The 15,301-nt window shown below is 56.4% G+C and carries 14 protein-coding genes, 2 tRNA genes and 1 pseudogene; 6 read left to right on the top strand and 11 right to left on the bottom strand.

Annotated features, from left to right (window positions below; all coding sequences use genetic code 11):
• A pseudogene (locus tag HBN68_RS22270) lies at positions 1–114 on the bottom strand (DUF3833 domain-containing protein); the annotation flags it as partial.
• A gap of 547 nt (positions 115–661) precedes the next feature.
• Positions 662–738: transfer RNA gene (locus HBN68_RS15285), tRNA-Met, on the bottom strand.
• A gap of 172 nt (positions 739–910) precedes the next feature.
• Here HBN68_RS15285 and HBN68_RS15280 point away from each other — a divergent pair.
• Positions 911–2,125 carry an MFS transporter gene (locus tag HBN68_RS15280; protein WP_094994797.1) on the top strand — a complete coding sequence of 405 codons (1,215 nt, stop codon included), beginning with the start codon at positions 911–913 and terminating at the stop codon, positions 2,123–2,125.
• 28 nt (positions 2,126–2,153) lie between these two features.
• Here HBN68_RS15280 and HBN68_RS15275 read toward each other — a convergent pair whose 3' ends face one another.
• The 9 genes from HBN68_RS15275 to HBN68_RS15235 all read right to left on the bottom strand — a co-directional run bounded on the left by HBN68_RS15275 (position 2,154) and on the right by HBN68_RS15235 (position 10,253).
• Positions 2,154–3,212 (bottom strand): FUSC family protein, encoded by a 1,059-nt coding sequence (locus tag HBN68_RS15275; protein WP_094994796.1) that lies wholly within the window; start codon positions 3,210–3,212, stop codon positions 2,154–2,156.
• Between the two features lie 134 nt (positions 3,213–3,346).
• On the bottom strand, positions 3,347–4,447 hold the full coding sequence (ychF, locus tag HBN68_RS15270; RefSeq protein WP_094994795.1) for a redox-regulated ATPase YchF: 1,101 nt from the start codon (positions 4,445–4,447) through the stop codon (positions 3,347–3,349).
• 23 nt (positions 4,448–4,470) lie between these two features.
• Complete coding sequence (pth, locus tag HBN68_RS15265) at positions 4,471–5,055, bottom strand: aminoacyl-tRNA hydrolase (protein WP_048375550.1); 585 nt, start codon at positions 5,053–5,055, stop codon at positions 4,471–4,473.
• 163 nt (positions 5,056–5,218) lie between these two features.
• On the bottom strand, positions 5,219–5,809 hold the full coding sequence (locus HBN68_RS15260) for a 50S ribosomal protein L25/general stress protein Ctc (RefSeq protein ID WP_047273316.1): 591 nt from the start codon (positions 5,807–5,809) through the stop codon (positions 5,219–5,221).
• 140 nt (positions 5,810–5,949) lie between these two features.
• Positions 5,950–6,891, bottom strand: coding sequence for a ribose-phosphate pyrophosphokinase (locus HBN68_RS15255; RefSeq protein WP_003208392.1), 942 nt, complete (start codon positions 6,889–6,891; stop codon positions 5,950–5,952).
• A 45-nt stretch (positions 6,892–6,936) separates the two neighbouring features.
• Positions 6,937–7,011, bottom strand: a tRNA-Gln gene (locus tag HBN68_RS15250).
• A gap of 10 nt (positions 7,012–7,021) precedes the next feature.
• Positions 7,022–7,897: a 4-(cytidine 5'-diphospho)-2-C-methyl-D-erythritol kinase gene (ispE, locus tag HBN68_RS15245; RefSeq protein ID WP_169964948.1), complete on the bottom strand. Its 876-nt coding sequence runs from the start codon at positions 7,895–7,897 to the stop codon at positions 7,022–7,024.
• Between the two features lies 1 nt (position 7,898).
• Positions 7,899–8,525, bottom strand: coding sequence for a lipoprotein insertase outer membrane protein LolB (gene lolB, locus HBN68_RS15240; RefSeq protein ID WP_169964950.1), 627 nt, complete (start codon positions 8,523–8,525; stop codon positions 7,899–7,901).
• Between the two features lie 3 nt (positions 8,526–8,528).
• Positions 8,529–10,253 carry a tetratricopeptide repeat protein gene (locus HBN68_RS15235; protein WP_169964952.1) on the bottom strand — a complete coding sequence of 575 codons (1,725 nt, stop codon included), beginning with the start codon at positions 10,251–10,253 and terminating at the stop codon, positions 8,529–8,531.
• A gap of 210 nt (positions 10,254–10,463) precedes the next feature.
• Between HBN68_RS15235 and hemA the strand changes: the two genes are divergently transcribed.
• Genes hemA through murI form a run of 5 tightly spaced genes read left to right on the top strand, consistent with a single transcriptional unit; the run spans position 10,464 to position 15,196 of the window.
• Positions 10,464–11,750 carry a glutamyl-tRNA reductase gene (gene hemA / locus HBN68_RS15230; RefSeq protein ID WP_094994791.1) on the top strand — a complete coding sequence of 429 codons (1,287 nt, stop codon included), beginning with the start codon at positions 10,464–10,466 and terminating at the stop codon, positions 11,748–11,750.
• Positions 11,750–12,832, top strand: coding sequence for a peptide chain release factor 1 (prfA, locus tag HBN68_RS15225; RefSeq protein ID WP_047292244.1), 1,083 nt, complete (start codon positions 11,750–11,752; stop codon positions 12,830–12,832). The genes hemA and prfA overlap by 1 nt, the downstream gene beginning before the upstream one ends.
• A complete protein-coding gene (gene prmC / locus HBN68_RS15220) occupies positions 12,833–13,663 on the top strand; it encodes a peptide chain release factor N(5)-glutamine methyltransferase (protein ID WP_169964954.1) in 831 nt (276 codons plus the stop codon).
• Positions 13,657–14,412, top strand: a complete 756-nt coding sequence (locus tag HBN68_RS15215) for a molybdopterin-synthase adenylyltransferase MoeB (RefSeq protein WP_094994789.1) — start codon at positions 13,657–13,659, stop codon at positions 14,410–14,412. The genes prmC and HBN68_RS15215 overlap by 7 nt, the downstream gene beginning before the upstream one ends.
• Positions 14,405–15,196 carry a glutamate racemase gene (murI, locus tag HBN68_RS15210; protein WP_169964956.1) on the top strand — a complete coding sequence of 264 codons (792 nt, stop codon included), beginning with the start codon at positions 14,405–14,407 and terminating at the stop codon, positions 15,194–15,196. Before HBN68_RS15215 ends, murI begins: the two co-directional genes overlap by 8 nt.
• Positions 15,197–15,301 lie beyond the last annotated feature (105 nt).

Raw genomic sequence — 15,301 nt, 5'->3', positions numbered from 1 at the left:
GAAAAAATGCTCCAGATTCAACGCCGGTTGCTGATCCGCATACCGGGCAACATCCACACTGGTACAGCTCGTGACGCTGAGTACCATTGCCAGTAACAGCAGAAATCGGGTCATTGCCTTAATCCCTGAAGTACTCAGGTGACGAGGGCCAAGCTTGGCGCCATGCTACCCTGTAGAGGAGGCTGCGACGGCGTTGTCGATTAGCGTCAAATCAGACCTCGATACTTGTACGGCATCAAATGATTTGTATAGGTTTTATTCAAGATAGGCTGAAAAAAATCACCTGACAATCAATCGGCCATTTTTTACACATTCGCGAAAATCTCACACCGCAGAGGGCGAGGTTGCACCTATAAAGTCCGGCCGGGCGGGCTCACCTGCGGCTAGCCCCTGTCATTGGGAAATATGCGGTAGCTTCAGGGTAAGCCTTGAAAGAGTACTTATCAGGCCAGAGAGGATTGAGTACGGCTGTGCTGCATACGTCTTTTAACGCTAGCGCTTGATGGCGAGTGTCACGTCGATTCGACTGGTAACGAAGGGGGTACACGCAGGGAAGGTACAGGGGGGAGACAAGGAGAAACCCCCAGACACAAAAAAGCCCGCACTAGGCGGGCTTTTTCGTTGGTTTCATTTCATCTTTCGATGATCTGAAACCGGTGTTTGGTGGCTACACAGGGACTTGAACCCCGGACCCCAGCATTATGAATGCTATGCTCTAACCAACTGAGCTATGTAGCCAATGGCGCGCATTATTCCTTCGAGCAGGGCATGTGTCAAGCAAATATCTAAAAAAAATCTTTGTTCAATCAACCGCTTAAGGATTTACGGGGTTTGGATGGCAATATCCTGTTAAAAAATGGCACATTGACCGGCCTGCAAGTGCGCATTCACCTGATGTACGGAAAGTCTCATGGCCCTTAGCAATGCTCAAACAACAACGACTGCCTCACAAACACCTCAAACCAGCCCGCTGGTGCTACGCATTATTGGTGCGGTGGCGCTGGCGCATCTGATTAATGACTTGATTCAAGCCGTCCTGCCTTCGATCTACCCGATGCTCAAGGCCAAATATGACCTGACCTTCACCCAGATCGGCCTGATTACCCTGACGTTTCAAATGACGGCATCGCTGTTGCAGCCTTGGGTCGGTTATTACACCGACCGCCATCCTAACCCGTTGCTATTGCCAGCAGGCATGGTGTGCACGCTGGTGGGGATTTTAATGCTGTCACAAGTCGGCAGTTTCCCGTTGATCCTCTTGGCCGCCGCGCTAGTGGGCATCGGGTCGTCGACCTTTCACCCGGAGGCTTCGCGGGTCGCGCGTCTGGCCTCGGGCGGGCGCTATGGCTTTGCTCAATCCACGTTTCAGGTAGGCGGTAATGCCGGTTCTGCGTTCGGTCCATTGCTTGCCGCATCGATCATCATTCCGTTCGGGCAAGGCAATGTGGCCTGGTTTGGCCTGTTTGCATTGTTCGCCGTTGGCTTGCTGTATGCGATCAGCCGCTGGTATCGCAGCCACTTGAATCTGTTCAAGCTCAAAGCCGGGCAAAAGGCTACCCACGGCTTGTCTAAAAAACGGGTGTTGAGCGCGTTGGTGGTGTTGGGGCTGCTGGTGTTTTCCAAGTATTTCTACATGGCGAGCCTGACCAGCTATTACACCTTCTTCCTGATCGAGAAATTCGGCGTCTCCATTGCCAACTCGCAGATGTACTTGTTCCTGTTCCTTGGAGCAGTCGCGGCGGGTACGTTCTTTGGGGGGCCGATTGGCGACCGCATCGGCCGTAAAGCCGTGATCTGGTTCTCGATTCTGGGCGTGGCACCGTTCACCCTGCTGCTGCCCTATGCGGACCTGTTCTGGACCAGCGTATTGAGCGTCGTCATCGGTTTTATCCTGGCGTCGGCGTTTTCGGCGATTGTGGTGTATGCCCAAGAGTTGGTGCCAGGGAACGTGGGCATGATCGCCGGTATCTTCTTTGGCCTGATGTTTGGTTTTGGCGGGATTGGTGCCGCGCTGCTGGGGCATCTGGCAGATATTCACGGTATTGAGTACGTGTATACCCTGTGTTCGTACCTGCCGCTGCTGGGTGTACTAGCGATATTTTTGCCGCGTACCCGAAAAGCCTGAGCGGCGAAGCAAGCCTCTGTACCGGTGCTTAAGGGGCAAGCTTTTCGCTTTGAGTCGTAAAACCAAACGTCAGGAGAGCGCTTTCAACGGTGCTCAAGTGCTGCATGCACAGTTGCCAGGGGCCCGACACTGCATCTGCGACATCGTCGGGCGCCACGGGCAGCAACACTGGGCGCTCATTGTCACTGGCGATCGCTGCACAGCCCGATGCCACGCTCGCCAGCCGCTCGTGCAATGACGCAGGCGGCGATCCCTGCTCCTTGCGCAAGGCATCGGCAAAGGCTTCTGCAAACAGCAGCGAGCTGGCGTACAGGCGTACGGCATGACGCTCGTAACGGCTGGCGATATCTTTGACCTCCCGCGATACAAAGCGTCCGCGCAACGTCCAGCGCGCAGTATTGCGGGCGCTACTGATGCCTGTTTCGAGCGCGATGAGGCTGTCGTGGGCCGCAGAGAAAATCAGCACGGCATTTTTGGCTTTGTTGGCGTCGTTCTCTTCCAGCGATTGCAGGTTTTTACTGAACCCTCTGGCCAGCTTTTCCAGCAAATCCTTGGCCGAGCTATCAATGATTCCTATGGGGTTAGGGGTCAGGAGGATTTGACTGAACACCAACCCCACGCCGGCGCCGACCAACACATCCAGCATGCGAACAAACCCGGCGCTTTCAGGCCCGACAGCGAGCATCAGGACGGCGGAAACCCCCGCCTGGATCGGCACTACCGCCCCCAAGCCATAGAGCGCCGCGATGGCGATGGCCGAAAACGTGGCAAACCCGATACGCAGCAACGGGTAGCCGTCAGGCAGCCAGAGCGCCGCTTCGCCCACGATGATCCCGGTGGCGACACCCACCATCAGTCCTACGGCTTGTTTGCCGTGGCTGGGCAGCCCGGGTGCCAGGCAGACGACGGCGCTGATGGCGGCAAATACCGGATGCTCATGCCCAAACAAATGCTTGGCCAGAACCCATGCCAGCGCGGCGGCGATAGCCGAAGCCAGTGCATCACGCCACCCTGAAGACCAGCGGGATTTGATTTTCTCGACCAGCGAATCGATGTAGCGACTCAGGAAGTTGGGGCGGGTAATCATTCAGGCTCCCAATGTTGATTGACCGTGGTGATAACCATAGACCTTAGCGGGCGGGCAGGGTGCGCGAAGGGACTTGAATCAATTGCGGGGCCAAAAAAAACCGCGCCTGAGCGCGGTTTTTATACGTGTAATGGTTACACGTTGAAACGGAAGTGCAGAACGTCACCGTCTTTGACGATGTAGTCCTTGCCTTCAAGACGCCATTTGCCAGCAGTCTTGGCGCCAGCCTCACCCTTGTACTGGATGAAATCGTCGTAGGCGATGACTTCGGCGCGGATGAAACCTTTTTCGAAGTCGGTGTGAATCACTGCGGCGGCCTGCGGGGCCGTTGCGCCCACTTTCACAGTCCAGGCGCGTACTTCTTTAACGCCAGCCGTGAAGTAGGTTTGCAGGTTCAGCATCTGGTAACCGGCGCGGATAACACGGTTCAAGCCTGGCTCTTCGAGGCCCAGCGCTTCCAGGAACATGTCCTTTTCTTCGCCTTCTTCCAGCTCGGCAATTTCAGCTTCGATCTTGTTGCAGACCGGAACTACCATTGCACCTTCTTCTTCGGCTATGGCCATGACCACGTCGAGGAACGGGTTGTTCTCAAAGCCGTCTTCAGCCACGTTGGCGATGTACATCACCGGCTTGGTGGTCAGCAGGTGGAAGCCACGGATGATGGCTTTTTCGTCTGCGGACATGTTCTTGATCAGGCTGCGGGCTGGTTTGCCTTCGGTGAAGTGGGCGATCAGCTGTTCAAGCAGGGCTTTTTGAGCCACGGCTTCTTTGTCGCCGCCTTTGGCGTTGCGCGCCACTTTCTGCAACTGTTTTTCGCAGCTGTCGAGGTCAGCGAAGATCAGTTCAAGGTCAATGATTTCGATGTCGCGTTTCGGGTCAACGCTGTTGGAAACGTGGATCACGTTTTCATCTTCAAAGCAGCGGACAACGTGAGCGATTGCATCGGTCTCGCGGATGTTGGCCAGGAACTTGTTACCCAGGCCTTCACCTTTGGAGGCGCCCGCTACCAGGCCTGCAATATCGACGAATTCCATGGTGGTCGGCAGCACGCGCTCCGGGTTCACAATGGCAGCCAGTGCGTCCAGACGCGAATCGGGCATCGGCACGATGCCGGTGTTAGGCTCGATCGTGCAGAAGGGGAAGTTCTCAGCCGCAATACCGGATTTGGTCAGGGCGTTGAACAGGGTGGACTTGCCGACGTTAGGCAGGCCGACGATGCCGCAGTTGAATCCCATGGTGTTTCCCCTCGGATAAAGAGTCAGGCCTTCTGGCTGTGCAGGTTTTTCATCGCACGGTTCCATTCCCCGGCGAGGATATCCGGCAGCACGCCGAGGGCAAAATCGATGCTGGCATCCAGCTTTTCCTGTTCGGCGCGCGGCGCGCGACCCAGGACAAAATTGGAGACCATGCTGGCGACGCCTGGGTGGCCAATGCCGAGCCGCAGACGGTAGAAATTATTGTTGTTCCCCAGTTGCGCGATGATGTCGCGCAGCCCGTTGTGACCTCCGTGGCCGCCACCCAGTTTAAGCTTGGCAACGCCTGGCGGGAGATCGAGTTCGTCGTGGGCCACCAATATGGATTCGGGTGCAATACGGTAGAAACCGGCAAGCGCCGCAACGGCTTGGCCGCTTCGGTTCATATAGGTGGTGGGAATCAACAGACGAACATCCTGACCCTGATGGCTAAATCGCCCGGTCAGGCCAAAATACTTGCGGTCCGCAACGAGGTTGACCCCGTGTGCCGACGCGAGACGCTCAACAAAAAGGGCCCCTGCGTTATGCCGGGTCTGTTCGTATTCGGTGCCTGGATTTCCCAGGCCAACGATCAGTTTTATGGCGGTCACGACAAGGGCCCTTCTATGGAGTTGTGGATAACATCACCGCTGACAGTAGCGGCGAAAACGGACAAAAATGCGGGTTTACATGAGTAAACTTCGCGATCTTGTCCGCTTTACTCGCTGCGTGTTAGCTCGCGATGTTCCTCAAAACTCCAGACAGAGTAATGAATTACTCTGCTTCAGCTTCTGGTGCAACACGTGGAGCGTGAACGTTGGCTACTGCCAGGTCGTTACCGTGTGCCAGTGCTACGAACTCAACGCCTTTAGGAGCGGTGATGTCCGACAGGTGAATGATCGAGCCGACTTCGGCGTTAGCCAGGTCAACTTCGATGAATTCAGGCAGGTCTTTTGGCAGGCAGGAAACTTCGATTTCAGCAACAACGTGCGAGATCTCGCCGCCTTTCTTGATCGGAGCAGCTTCACCAACGAAGTGAACTGGAACGATTGCAGTCAGCTTCTGACCGGCAACAACGCGTACGAAGTCAGCGTGCATCACGTGGCCTTTGGCCGGGTGACGCTGCAGAGCTTTGATGATTACGTTTTGCTTAGTGCCGCCAACAGTCAGTTCGATAACGTGGCTGTAAGCCGCTTCGTTTTCGAGCAGCTTGGCAACTTCTTTAGCCAGCAGGCTGATGGATTCAGGGGCTTTTTCGCCACCGTAAACTACAGCTGGAACCAGGCTTGCGAGACGACGCAGGCGGCGGCTCGCACCTTTCCCCAGGTCGGAACGCACTTCAGCATTCAGAGTAAATTCGTTCATGTTGTATCTCCAAAATAACCACATCCGGCCTAGCGTTTGCGACCAGCGCTATGGACGGTATGGGCAAAAAAGCCCCGCCCCAACAGGCTGTTGGGGCGGGGCGCTTTTCGTCAACGAGACATTCGTGAAGGGCAGGGCCCTTATCGGAACATCGCGCTGATCGATTCTTCGTTGCTGATGCGGCGAACCGCTTCAGCCACAACCGGTGCGATATCCAATTGACGGATACGCGAACAGGCTTGTGCGGCTGCGGACAGCGGAATGGTGTTGGTCACCACCAGCTCGTCCAGCATGGAATTTTCGATATTCTCGATTGCCCGACCCGACAGCACAGGGTGTGTGCAGTAGGCGAACACTTTGGCAGCGCCATGCTCTTTCAAGGCTTTAGCCGCGTGGCACAAAGTGCCGGCGGTATCGACCATGTCATCAACCAGAATGCAGGTACGCCCTTCGACATCACCAATGATATGCATCACTTCCGAGTGATTGGCTTTCTCACGGCGTTTGTCGATGATACCCAGATCAACGCCCAGGGATTTGGCAACAGCACGTGCACGCACGACGCCGCCGATATCCGGGGACACGATCATAAGGTTTTCAAAGCGCTGATCTTCGATGTCATCCACCAATACTGGGGAGCCATAGATGTTATCTACAGGAATATCGAAGAAACCCTGGATTTGGTCAGCATGCAAATCAACCGTGAGAACACGGTCAATGCCGACAACGGTAAGCATGTCAGCAACAACTTTTGCGCTGATAGCCACACGTGCGGAACGCGGACGGCGATCCTGACGGGCATAACCAAAGTAAGGAATAACAGCAGTAATACGAGTCGCTGAGGAGCGGCGGAAGGCATCAGCCATCACGACGAGTTCCATCAGGTTATCGTTGGTCGGAGCACAAGTCGGCTGAATGATGAAAACGTCTTTACCGCGGACATTTTCATTAATCTCAGCGGTAATCTCGCCGTCGGAAAACTTACCGACAGAAATGTCACCGAGTGGGATATGCAGCTGACGTACGACACGCCGAGCCAGATCGGGGTTAGCGTTCCCCGTAAAGACCATCATCTTGGACACGCGCAGTACCTGAAGGCTGAGGGTAACCTGGATGAGTATAAGAAATGGCAGGGGCGGCTGGATTCGAACCAACGCATGGCAGGATCAAAACCTGCTGCCTTACCGCTTGGCGACGCCCCTGTATCTGTTGCTACGAGTACCGTGTACCCGTTTCCTTTGACAGATCTTGTAGTCTTCGGTGCAACATCGAAACGTTGCTTCCTTTGGCTACAAACCCTGTAAGGGTGTCTGCAAGAAGGTGCAGGACTTTATCAGCATCTGCTTCGTTTGGGAAGGCCCCAAATATACAACTTCCAGTTCCAGTTAATTTTGCTTCGGTATATTTACCTAACAAATTCAAAGCCTTACGTACATCTGGGTAAAGCTCCGTTACTACTGCTTCGCAGTCGTTTCGGCTGTTTCCCTTGGGAACGGGGCGCACTTTAATGGGCAAAGAGTCACGTGTCAACAAAGGATGCGAAAAAATTTCTGCTGTGCTTACAGAGACTTGCGGGACCAGTACGACATACCACGGCTCTTCGGGGTATTCGGGTGACAGGATCTCACCAACGCCTTCGGCAAATGCTGCGTGCCCCCGAACGAAAACTGGCACGTCCGCGCCCAGGCTTAGCCCCAGCGTTGCGAGCTTGTCCAGGTTCCAGCCCAGATTCCAAAGGTGGTTAAGGCCTAGCAATGTCGTCGCGGCATTGGAGCTTCCGCCACCGATTCCACCGCCCATGGGGAGAATTTTTTTGATGCGGATATCAATACCCAGCGTGCAACCGGATTGTGCCTGAAGGTGTCGAGCCGCTTTCACAATCAGGTTTTGATCGTGCGGCACGCCTGCAAACTCAGTGAGGAGGCGAATTTGTCCGTCCTCTCGCACTGAAAACGTCATTTCATCGCCATAGTCGAGGAATTGAAACAGCGTTTGCAGTTCGTGATAGCCATCTTCGCGGCGGCCGAGAATATGCAGCATCAAATTTAATTTTGCCGGGGAGGGCAAAATTAATGGATCGTTTTGCATGTCATTGTCCCAACTGACGGGGTTGCCAATCTTTCACCACCAGGGTGACGTCTAAATCAGTTCCGTGCAGTTTTACCCGCTCCGGGAGCCAGAAGCCGTTTTGCTCAACGTAGCTCAGGTATTCGATTTTCCAGCCGTCCTGTTCCAGTTCGCCCAGGCGGCTGTCTGCATTCAAGGCTACGCGACTCTTGCTACCCGGTGCTGGCAAGCCGCGAACCCACCACACCAGGTGCGACACTGGCAAGCTCCAGCCCAGTTGTTCACCGAGTAGCTCCTCCGGGGATGCGGCATCGTATCGGCCCTGATTGGCCACTTCCAGCGTGACTTTGCTCGGGCGCCCGGTCAGGCGTGCCGCGCCACGGCCGAGTGGGCCGGACAAGCGAATGTCGTAATAATCCTGGCGTTGCAGCCAGAACAGTGTGGCGCTGCCCGAGTCTTTCGGGGCGCGGATGCCGACTTTGCCGTTGATCTGCCAACCGTCGAGCTGGGTCAGATGCTGTTTGTGTTCGGCCCACAGTGCGGGGCTGCCATGGCCTTCGACCGATTCGCGGGCGCCAAACATCGAACAACCGGCCAGCAAGGCGATCAGGCTAAAGGCGATAAGGTGTCGCAGATTGCGATAAAGCATGATTTAGAGAGTCTCGGATCCGGTCAAACGCAAAACGGTTTTGCGCAGGATAGGGCTTTCTGGGTTGTCTTTAAGGAACTTGGCCCAGACTTGCCTGGCTTCACGCTGTTTGCCGTTGGCCCAAAGCACTTCCCCCAGATGAGCAGCGACTTCTTGGTCCGGGAAGCGATCCAGCGCTTGGCGCAATAACTGCTCGGCTTCATTCAAGTTGCCGAGGCGGTAATTTACCCAGCCCAGGCTGTCGAGCACGGCAGGATCGTCGGGGTTGATGTCATAAGCCTGTTGAATCAGCGCTTTGGCTTCGGCGTAACGTGTTGTCCGATCTGACAGGGTGTAACCCAGTGCGTTCAATGCCATGGCATTGTCAGGTTCGCGGGCGATGATGGCGCGCAGGTCCTTCTCCAACTGGGGCAGGTCGTTGCGCTTCTCGGCCAACATGGCGCGCGAGTAGAGCAAATTCAGGTCATCCGGGTATTGTTTCAGCGCTTGTTGCAGGACATCCCAGGCGCGGTTTGTCTGATTGTTCGCGCTCAGCGTTTCTGCTTCGATCAAAAACAGCTGAATAGCGTAATCAGGTTGCTCGTCGCGGGCCGCCGCCAATTTGGCAGAGGCTTCCGTACCCCGACCGTGGTTAATCAGGATATCGGCCTGACGCAACTGGGCGGGCAAGTAGTCATTGCCGGGGCCAACCTGAGCATACTCAATCAACGCGCCTTGCGGATCGTTGCGTTCTTCAGCGATACGGCCGAGGTTCAGGTGGGCGGAGTCCACGTGGCTGTCGCGTTCGATCAGTTCTTGCAGATAGCCTTCAGCTTCGTTCCAGGCTTTGCCCTCAAGGCACACCAGCGCCAGGGAAAAGCGCAGCTCATCGTCTTCAGGGTATTGCTGAACCAGGCTGGCAAATTGCGCCTTTGCCTGATCCATACGGTTTTGCTCAACCAGTGCGCGTGCGTAGGTGAGGGCCAGCCGCTTGTCATCCGGGTATTGCTGGATGCTTTTTTTCAATAACGGCAGGGCTTCATCGCCGCGATTGAGGCTTTGCAGGATCCGGGCACGCAACAACACGGGTGCGACTTCACCGGCTTGCGGCGGATTTTTCTCAAGTAATTTGAGCGCGCCTTCTGCGTCTCCATCCTGCTGCATCAGCAAGGCTTTACCGAAAATCAGCTGGCCGTTATCCGGATGCCGGGCGAGCAGGTTGTCGAAGCTTTTCAACATGCCACTGCGGGTTTCGGGGTCTGATTCAGAAGCCGACAACGCTAAAAAGTCGAAGTGAGTATCGCCTTTGGCTTGCAGGACCTTTTCCATGTACACAATGGAATCGTCGTAACGGCCGTTGCGCGCCAGTTGAATGGCGGCGGCGCGTTGGGCTTCAAGGTCGTCCGGGGCGTTTTTGGCCCAGATCAGCGACGTGTCGAGTGCGGCCTGATCGGCGCCCAGATACTCGGCGATGCGAAATGCGCGCTCGGAGATACCCGGGTCCTGCGTATTGATGGCCTGGGTCACGTAGTTGTCCAGCGCAATGTCCAGACGATTACGTTGCCCCGCCAGTTCGGCACTCAACAGGCTGTACAGCGTGTCTTCGCTGAAAGAACTGTAGACCTTTGGCTTTTCGGGCGCGGAAGTGGCGTCTTCAAGCGCGGACGATTCATCCGGCGACGTGGGAGCCAAGGCCTGGCAGCCACTGAGGAAGACGAGAGCAAGGAGCAACGCGGAGGATCTATTCATATAAGAGAAGGGCGACTTACCTGCGGTCGGGGCATCATGACACATGCGAAAGGGCAAACCTAACGGCTGCGACTATCGATATCAGGATGCACATGATGGCTAATTGGGCGTCAACAGACCTTAACTATAGAGACAATAGTCAGCAATGGTTGTTCTCAATCTGACGAAGTAGGACAATTGCCGGCTTCTCGTCATCATCAGCGATCTTGAATGGCCTTCCTTGCACTCGGTATTAACCACAAGACTGCTTCAGTAGACGTCCGCGAGCGCGTGGCTTTTACCCCGGAGCAGTTGGTTGAGGCCTTGCAGCAGCTCTGCCGACTGACCGACAGTCGTGAAGCTGCGATCCTCTCAACCTGCAATCGCAGTGAGCTGTATATAGAGCAAGACCAGATTTCAGCCGATACCGTCCTGAAATGGCTGGCCGATTATCATCAGCTCGACCTTGAAGAATTGAAGTCGTGCGCCTACATCCATGAAGACGATGCTGCCGTTCGTCACATGATGCGTGTGGCCGCTGGCCTTGACTCACTGGTGCTGGGCGAGCCGCAAATTCTCGGCCAGTTGAAGTCGGCGTATGCCGTGGCGCGCGAAGCGGGCACCGTCGGGCCGTTGCTGGGGCGTCTGTTTCAAGCCACCTTCAACTCGGCCAAGCAAGTGCGCACCGACACGGCCATCGGCGAAAACCCGGTTTCCGTGGCGTTTGCCGCGGTCAGTCTGGCCAAGCAGATCTTCAGTGACTTGCAGCGCAGCCAGGCATTGCTGATAGGGGCTGGCGAAACCATAACCCTGGTTGCCCGCCACCTGCATGACTTGGGGGTGAAACGTATCGTGGTTGCTAACCGTACGCTGGAGCGCGCCAGTCTGTTGGCCGAACAATTCGGCGCGCATGCTGTGTTGTTGTCGGACATTCCTCAAGAGCTGGTGCACAGCGACATCGTCATCAGTTCTACGGCCAGTCAGTTGCCAATTCTTGGCAAAGGCGCGGTTGAAAGTGCGCTGAAGCTGCGCAAGCACAAACCGATCTTTATGGTCGACATTGCTGTTCCTCGCGATATCGAACCAGAAGTCGGCGAGTTGGACGACGTTTACCTCTACACCGTCGACGACCTGCACGAAGTGGTGGCTGAAAACCTCAAGAGCCGTCAGGGCGCGGCGCAAGCCGCGGAAGAACTGGTCAGCATCGGCGCCGAAGAATTCATGGTGCGTTTGCGTGAGTTGGCGGCAGTGGATGTGCTCAAGGCCTACCGTCAGCAAGGGGAGCGCCTGCGCGATGAAGAGCTGCAAAAAGCGTTAAAAATGCTCGCCAATGGCGGTAACCCTGAAGATGTGCTGGCCCAATTGGCTCGCGGTCTGACCAATAAGTTGCTGCACGCTCCCAGCGTGCAGTTGAAAAAGCTTTCCGCCGAAGGCCGCCTTGATGCGCTGGCCATGGCCCAAGAACTTTTTGCCCTCGGTGAGGGCTCATCGGATAGCTCTGCGGATAAAAAATCGTAATGAAAGCGTCACTGCTTAATAAGCTGGACATCCTCCAGGACCGTTTTGAGGAACTGACCGCATTGCTTGGCGATGGCGAAGTCATCTCGGATCAAACCAAATTCCGTGCGTATTCCAAGGAATACGCCGAAGTTGAGCCCATAGTTGGTGCGTACGGCCAATGGCTAAAAGTTCAGGGCGACCTGGAAGGCGCTCAAGCATTGCTCAAAGACAGCGACCCCGACATGCGTGAAATGGCGGTCGAGGAAGTGCGCGAAGCCAAAGAGCGACTGATTGAACTCGAAGGTGACTTGCAGCGCATGTTGTTGCCCAAGGATCCGAACGACGGACGTAACGTCTTCCTTGAAATCCGGGCGGGCACCGGCGGCGATGAAGCCGCGATTTTCGCTGGCGATCTGTTTCGTATGTATTCCCGCTACGCCGAGCGGCGTGGCTGGCGGCTGGAAATTCTGTCGGAAAACCCGGGCGAGCATGGCGGCTATAAAGAAGTCATTGCGCGGGTTGAAGGCGAGAACGTGTACGGCAAGCTGAAGTTTGAGTCAGGCGTTCACCGTGTGCAGCGCGTCCCGGCGACAGAATCCCAAGGGCGTATTCACACCTCGGCCTGCACTGTCGCGGTATTGCCTGAGCCTGATGAGCAAGAAGCCATCGAGATCAACCCGGCCGATTTGCGCGTCGACACCTACCGTTCTTCGGGCGCAGGTGGGCAGCACGTAAACAAAACGGACTCCGCTATCCGCATCACGCACTTGCCGTCGGGCATTGTGGTGGAGTGTCAGGAAGAACGCTCCCAGCATAAAAACCGTGCGCGGGCGATGTCGTGGCTTTCAGCTAAATTGAATGACCAGCAAACCAGTGCCGCAGCCAATGCGATTGCCAGTGAACGCAAACTGCTGGTGGGGTCGGGGGATCGCTCCGAGCGTATTCGCACCTACAATTTTGCCCAAGGGCGAGTGACTGACCATCGCGTCAACCTCACCTTGTACTCACTGGATGAAGTGCTCGCTGGTGGCGTTGAAGCTGTGATCGAACCGTTGTTAGCGGAATATCAGGCTGACCAACTGACAGCCCTGGGTGAATAAATGACCATTATTGCCAGCTTGTTGCGCGCCGCCCAATTGCCCGATTCGCCGACTGCACGTCTGGATGCAGAGCTGTTGTTGGCCGCAGCCTTGGGCAAGTCGCGCAGTTACTTGCACACATGGCCCGAGAAAATTGTCAGCAGCGAAGCCGCACTGACCTTTGCCGACTTCCTGCAACGCCGCCGCGGGGGCGAACCTGTGGCCTACATTCTGGGGCAGCAAGGTTTCTGGAAGCTCGACCTGGAAGTTGCGCCGCACACCTTGATCCCGCGTCCGGATACCGAATTGCTGGTGGAGACGGCCCTGCAATTGCTGCCTGCAACCCCGGCCAGCGTGCTGGATCTCGGTACTGGCAGCGGCGCCATTGCCTTGGCACTGGCCAGTGAACGTCCGGCATGGAAGGTCACTGCCGTTGATCGTATCCTCGAAGCCGTAGCCCTGGCAGAGCGCAACCGGCAACGGCTTGCTTTGAATAATGTCAGCGTGCTCAACAGCCATTGGTTCAGCGCGTTGGCAGGCCACCGATTTGATCTGATCATCAGCAACCCGCCCTACATTGCGGTCGGGGATGTGCATCTGGATGAAGGGGACGTGCGTTTCGAACCCGAAAGTGCGCTGGTTGCCGGTGCTGACGGGCTGGATGATATTCGCGAGATTGTCGCTGCGGCCCCGCAACACCTGAATGCCGGTGGATGGTTAATGCTTGAGCATGGTTATGACCAGGCGTCTGCCGTGCGTAATCTGTTGCAAGGCGCAGGCTTCGTGGAGGTTGCCAGCCGCAAGGACCTGGGGAGCCACGAACGCATTACGCTGGGCCGCCTGCCGTGCTGACCGATCTGGAACTGTTGCGCTACAGCCGACAGATTCTGCTGCCACAGGTCGATATCGAGGGCCAGCTGGCGCTCAAAAACAGCCGTGCGCTCATCGTCGGGCTTGGCGGGTTGGGCTCGCCGGTGGCGTTGTACCTGGCCGCCGCGGGAGTGGGCGAGTTGCATTTGGCCGATTTCGACAGCGTCGATGTGACCAACTTGCAACGCCAGATTTTGCACGACACGGCCAGCGTCGGTGAGAGCAAGGTTGACTCCGCCCTGAAGCGGCTTGCTGCGATCAACCCGGACCTCACACTGATTGCCCATCGCGCGGCACTGGACGAAGACTCACTGGCTGATGCGGTCGCTGCCGTGGACCTGGTGCTCGACTGTTGCGATAACTTTGGCACCCGTGAGGCGGTTAACCGGGCCTGTGTTGCCGCGCGCAAACCGCTGGTCAGCGGTGCGGCCATCCGCCTGGAAGGTCAGTTGTCGGTATTCGATTCGCGCCAGCCCGCCAGCCCTTGTTACCACTGTTTGTACGGGCACGGCAGCGACGATGAATTGACCTGCAGCGAAGCAGGCGTTATCGGCCCGCTGGTGGGCTTGGTCGGCAGTTTGCAGGCCCTCGAAGCCTTGAAGCTGCTGGCTGGCTTTGGTGAGCCGCTGGTCGGTCGCTTGTTGTTGATTGATGCCATGGGAACGCATTTCCGCGAGTTGCGGGTCAAGCGTGACCCCGCTTGCAGCGTATGCGGTTCAGCCCATGAGTGAAGCACCGATTGGCGTCTTCGACTCGGGTGTCGGCGGGTTGTCAGTGCTAAACGAGATTCGCGCTTTACTGCCCAATGAATCGCTGTTGTACGTCGGTGATTGCGGGCATATTCCGTATGGCGAGAAATCCCCGGAATTTATTCGTCAACGTTGTGCGGTTATTGCTGACTTCTTCCAGCAGCAGGGCGCCAAAGCCATCGTATTGGCCTGCAATACCGCCACCGTCGCTGGGGTGGCAGACTTGCGCCAACACTTCCCGCAGTGGCCAATTGTTGGCATGGAACCGGCTGTCAAACCCGCAGCGGCCGCCACGCGCACAGGTGTTGTGGGCGTCCTGGCCACCACTGGCACCTTGCAGAGCGCAAAATTTGCCGCGTTGCTGGATCGGTTTGCCAGCGATGTCCGCGTTATCACCCAGCCTTGCCCCGGTCTGGTGGAATTGATCGAAACGGGTGACCTGCACAGCGATGCCTTGCGCACACTGTTGTGCGGCTATGTCGAGCCGCTGCTCGCGGCGGGGTGCGACACGATCATCCTGGGGTGTACCCACTATCCCTTCCTCAAGCCTCTGCTCAGCCAAATGCTCCCCCCCTCGATCATCCTCATTGACACCGGTGCGGCTGTAGCCCGTCAACTGCAGCGTTTACTCGGTGAACGTGGGCTGTTGGCGACAGGGCCGGCTCAAGAAACCCAGTTTTGGACGAGCGCTTCACCTGAACAGATGAGAAATATCCTACCCGCGTTGTGGAATAAGTCTGGCGTTGTGCGAAGCTTCGCCCTGTAAAAAATGTGTGTCCGTTCAAATGGGTTGAACTTTCACGTTGTGATTGGATTCATAACGCCTGCCTGATGGGGCACACAACCAATGACCTATGCATACGAAAATAGG

Source organism: Pseudomonas sp. WS 5078 (genome assembly GCF_012985745.1).
In the GTDB taxonomy this organism is placed as follows: Bacteria; Pseudomonadota; Gammaproteobacteria; order Pseudomonadales; family Pseudomonadaceae; genus Aquipseudomonas; species Aquipseudomonas lundensis_A.
Note: the sequence above shows the minus strand (reverse complement) of the source record. Positions and strands in the feature narration are given on the sequence as shown.